Annotated in this window: 3 protein-coding genes; 1 reads left to right on the top strand and 2 read right to left on the bottom strand. The window is 73.0% G+C overall.

Going from position 1 to position 4,177, the window contains the following annotated elements; translation table 11 throughout:
* Window positions 1–182: 182 nt before the first annotated feature.
* Both ACZ4FV_RS51715 and guaA read right to left on the bottom strand, forming a co-directional pair.
* Complete coding sequence (locus ACZ4FV_RS51715) at window positions 183–1,379, bottom strand: hypothetical protein (RefSeq protein WP_402238209.1); 1,197 nt, start codon at window positions 1,377–1,379, stop codon at window positions 183–185.
* Between the two features lie 300 nt (window positions 1,380–1,679).
* Complete coding sequence (gene guaA, locus ACZ4FV_RS51710) at window positions 1,680–3,269, bottom strand: glutamine-hydrolyzing GMP synthase (RefSeq protein ID WP_395871604.1); 1,590 nt, start codon at window positions 3,267–3,269, stop codon at window positions 1,680–1,682.
* A 291-nt stretch (window positions 3,270–3,560) separates the two neighbouring features.
* Between guaA and ACZ4FV_RS51705 the strand changes: the two genes are divergently transcribed.
* Window positions 3,561–3,848: a chorismate mutase gene (locus ACZ4FV_RS51705; protein WP_395871606.1), complete on the top strand. Its 288-nt coding sequence runs from the start codon at window positions 3,561–3,563 to the stop codon at window positions 3,846–3,848.
* The last annotated feature ends 329 nt before the right edge of the window (window positions 3,849–4,177 follow it).

Genomic DNA, 4,177 nt, shown 5'->3' with positions numbered 1-4,177 from the left:
CCCCCCCCCCCCTCCCCCCCCCCCCCCCCCCCCCCCCCCCCCCCCCCCCCCCCCCCCCCCCCCCCCCCCCCCCCCCCCCCCCCCCCCCCCCCCCCCCCGCGTTCGTGCGAGGAACCGCCGGGGAGAGGGAGACGACCAGGCCTGTCCGGCGGATCTTGGTGGATCGGGCCGCCGGACAGGGCCTAGCCGGAGATCTGGATCTCGTAGGGCGCCGACTCCACACCGGAGGCGGACACCACGCACAACTCCACTCGGCCCGGGTCCACGTCGACCGGGACCGGGACCACCACGCACGCGTCGGAGGGGTTGGCGAAACCGGTGTCGGCCGGGATCAGCGGGGCGTGCACGTGCACCGCGCCGAACTTGACCACCACGCGTGCGAGCAGGTCCGCCTCGTGCGAGCCGCCCGCCGCGAGGTTGATCCCGCGCACCTCGATGTCGTCGCCCTGGCGCACCGCCGAGTCCAGGTCGCCGCGGGTGCGCACGCGGACCACGGACAGGATCACCGGGCGGTCGTTCTCGGCCAGCTTGCCCGCGAGGTAGGTGACCACCGAGACCAGGGCGAGCGCGACCAGCGTGGCGGGGATGTCCGGGAGCCGGTCCGGGTCGCGGGCCAGGCCGACCACGACGAAGCCCACCGCGACCAGGTTGACCAGGACGTACTGCGCGTCCACGAAGGAGGCCCGGCCCGCGTCGTCGGTCACCAGGTCGCGCAGCGAGGCCTGGTCGGCGCGCAACTTCTGGAGCACGCGTCGGCCGACCTTGTCGCCGACGATGCGGCGGACCGCCACCGCGGCGAGCAGCGGCGCCGCCACCAGGGTGATCTGGTCCAGCGCGATGTCGCCGAGCCGGTCCAGGAGCCGATCGCGATCGCCGGTCCCGGACGCGGAGGCGAGCCGCATGCCCAGGAAGGCGAAGCAGTACATCAGCGCCACCATCCACAGCGCGGCGACCGCCTTGGAGGTGGACAGACGGCCGTCCAGGCCCCGTACGGGCGCGAACACGCCGCCGCCCGCCCGGGCGGCCCACCCGACCACGCTGAGCACTCCGGCGACCACCACGGCGGCCACGATCCCGGCGGTGCGCGAGCCGGTCCAGCCGGCGCCGATCGCGGTGAGTGCCTGGACCAGGACCAGTACGGCGACCAGGAGCCACAACACGATCAGCGCGCGCCCGCCGAGAACTTGCAGCCAGGCGCGTCCCTGGGCCCGGCGTACTGCGGCCAACTCCTGCGCCTTGCCGCGCAGTTCGTCGGAGATCCACTGGCGCGCGCCGCCGTCGGAGTGGGCGACCGCCGAGGGCACACCCTCCTTGCGGGCCAGTGCCCGCCGCAACGTCTCGAAATCGGCGACGGTCCTGCGGTATTCCTCCCGGACCACGCAATGACAGTCCGGTCCGTGCACACCGACACCGTGCGCCACTTCGCCACGCCCTCCCCACCACCACATACGAACGTGCTCGTTCAGCGGCACATTGTGCCGCATCCGAGGGAGGTCGCACGGGCCCGGTCGGGTGATCGCACGGATTGTCGATCGAACATCCGACGCAACGTCAACTTCCGTGTCCCACAAGGCGTCCCGCCGGCTCGCCGAGAAGACCCGGGCAAGCCCCGGACGGACCGCCGGCCCCCGTCCGAAATCGGGCGGAGGCCGGCGAAAGCACGTGCGAGCGGGCGGGGACTACTCCCACTCGATGGTGCCCGGGGGCTTGCTGGTGACGTCCAGCGTGACCCGGTTGATCTCCCGGACCTCGTTGGTGATCCGGTTGGAGATCCGGGCCAGCAGGTCGTAGGGCAGCCGCGACCAGTCGGCCGTCATGGCGTCCTCGGAGGACACCGGGCGCAACACGATCGGGTGGCCGTAGGTACGGCCGTCGCCCTGCACGCCGACCGAGCGCACGTCCGCGAGCAGCACGACCGGGCACTGCCAGATCTCCCGATCCAGGCCCGCCCGGGACAACTCCTCACGAGCGATCGCGTCCGCCTCGCGCAGGATCTCCAGCCGGTCCGCGGTGACCTCGCCGATGATCCGGATGCCCAGACCGGGGCCCGGGAACGGCTGGCGCCAGACGATCTCGGACGGCAGGCCCAACTGCTCGCCGACCGCGCGCACCTCGTCCTTGAACAGCTTGCGCAGCGGCTCGATCAGCTTGAACTGGAGGTCCTCGGGCAGCCCGCCCACGTTGTGGTGCGACTTGATGTTCGCGGTACCGGTGCCGCCGCCGGACTCGACCACGTCCGGATACAGCGTGCCCTGGACCAGGAACTCGACCTCCTCGCCGTGCGCGCCGGCCTCGGCGACCACCTCGGCCGCGGCCTGCTCGAACACACGGATGAACTCGCGCCCGATGATCTTCCGCTTCTCCTCGGGGTCGGTGACCCCGGCGAGCGCGGTCAGGAAGCGCTCCTGCGCGTTCACCACCTTGAGCGAGACGCCGGTGGCCGCAACGTAGTCGCGCTCGACCTGCTCGGGCTCGCCCTTGCGCAGCAGCCCGTGGTCCACGAACACACAGGTGAGCTTGTCGCCCACCGCACGCTGCACGAGCGCCGCGGCGACCGCGGAGTCCACGCCGCCGGACAGGCCACAGATCACGTGCTTGTCGCCGACCGTCTCGCGGATCAGCTCGACCTGCTCCTCGACGATGTTGACCATCGTCCAGTTCGCCGAGAGCTTCGCGCCCACCTTCAGGAAGCGCTCCAGGATGGCCTGGCCGTGCTCGCTGTGCATCACCTCGGGGTGGTACTGCACGCCGTACAGCCGCGCCCCGTCGTTCTCGATCGCGGCGACCGGCGCACCCGCGCTGGTCGCGGTGACCGTGAAGCCCTCGGGCGCGCCGGAGACCGAGTCGCCGTGCGACATCCACACCGACAACGCGGTGGGCAGCCCGTCGAACAACGTGCCGGTCGTCCCGGTCACGGTCAGCGGCGTCGCGCCGAACTCGGCGAGACCGGTCTTCTCGACCACGCCGCCCAGCGACTGCGCCATGGCCTGGAAGCCGTAGCAGATGCCGAGCACCGGCACGCCGGCCTCGAACAGCGCCGGGTCGATGCTGGGCGCGTCGTCCGCGTACACCGAGGAGGGGCCGCCGGACAGGATGATCGCGGCCGGCCGCTTCGCGAGCATCTCCGCGACGGGCATGCTGTGCGGCACGATCTCGCTGTACACGCGGGCCTCGCGCACCCGGCGGGCGATGAGCTGGGCGTACTGGGCACCGAAGTCGACGACGAGGACGGTCTCGGTGCCGCCCCCGTCCGGGCTGGCAAAGGTCACGAGGGGCCTTCCGGCGAAGCGAAAAAAGGGGTGGACGCCGATTCTACCGGCGCCGCCCGGGTGACCCCGGCTGGTGTCCGCGCCGGCGGGCCCGGCATACTGACGGCCATGTCCTCGTTCGGCGTGACGCGCAGCTTTACCTATGGCACCGGGATCCCCGGCGCCGCCGTCACCGCCTGAACGAGTACAGCCACAGGCAGACGAAGACGCCCCGGGTCCGGTACCCGGGGCGTCTTCGCGTTCACCGCCGCCGCCCCGGAGCACGGACCCCCTCCGGAGAGCAGGCCATCGATGGCAGACACCACCACCACGAACCCGCAGTCCCCCGACGACGTGATCGGCGCGGGGCGGGCCCGGATCGACGATCTCGACCGGCGGATCATCGCGCTGATCACCGAGCGGGTGGACGCCTCGGCGGAGATCCAGCGGGTCCGTGTCGCGTCCGGCGGGAATCGGGTGCAGTTGTCCCGCGAGATGGAGGTGATCGCCCGCTACCGCGAGGGCTTGGGCAAGCCGGGCACGACCGTGGCGCTGACGCTTTTGGAGCTGTGTCGGGGTCGGGTCCGGCCGCAGGCGTAACCTCACCGCGCCGGCCGTCGTTGTGACTGATGGCCGGCCCGCTTGATGCGCGGGCCGGGCAACGCAGGACCGCCGACGCGATGAGGCGCGCTCAACCAGTGCGCCGTGGGACCTCGCGTCGGTGCCGTGACCGGGACGCAGGGGACAGCAACCGGTCACAACCCCGCCGGTGGCCGGTGTCGGGGACGCTCGACACCGGCCGCCGCGCCTTGGGGGGGGGGGGGGGGGGGGGGGGGGGGGGGGGGGGGGGGGGGGGGTGGGGGCGGGGGGGGGGGGGGGGGGGGGGGGGGGGGGGGGGGGGGGGGGGGGGGGGGGGGAGTGGGGGCGAA

It is taken from the genome of Embleya sp. NPDC025285 (genome assembly GCF_055558835.1).
This window is presented reverse-complemented; position numbering and strand designations above follow the sequence as displayed.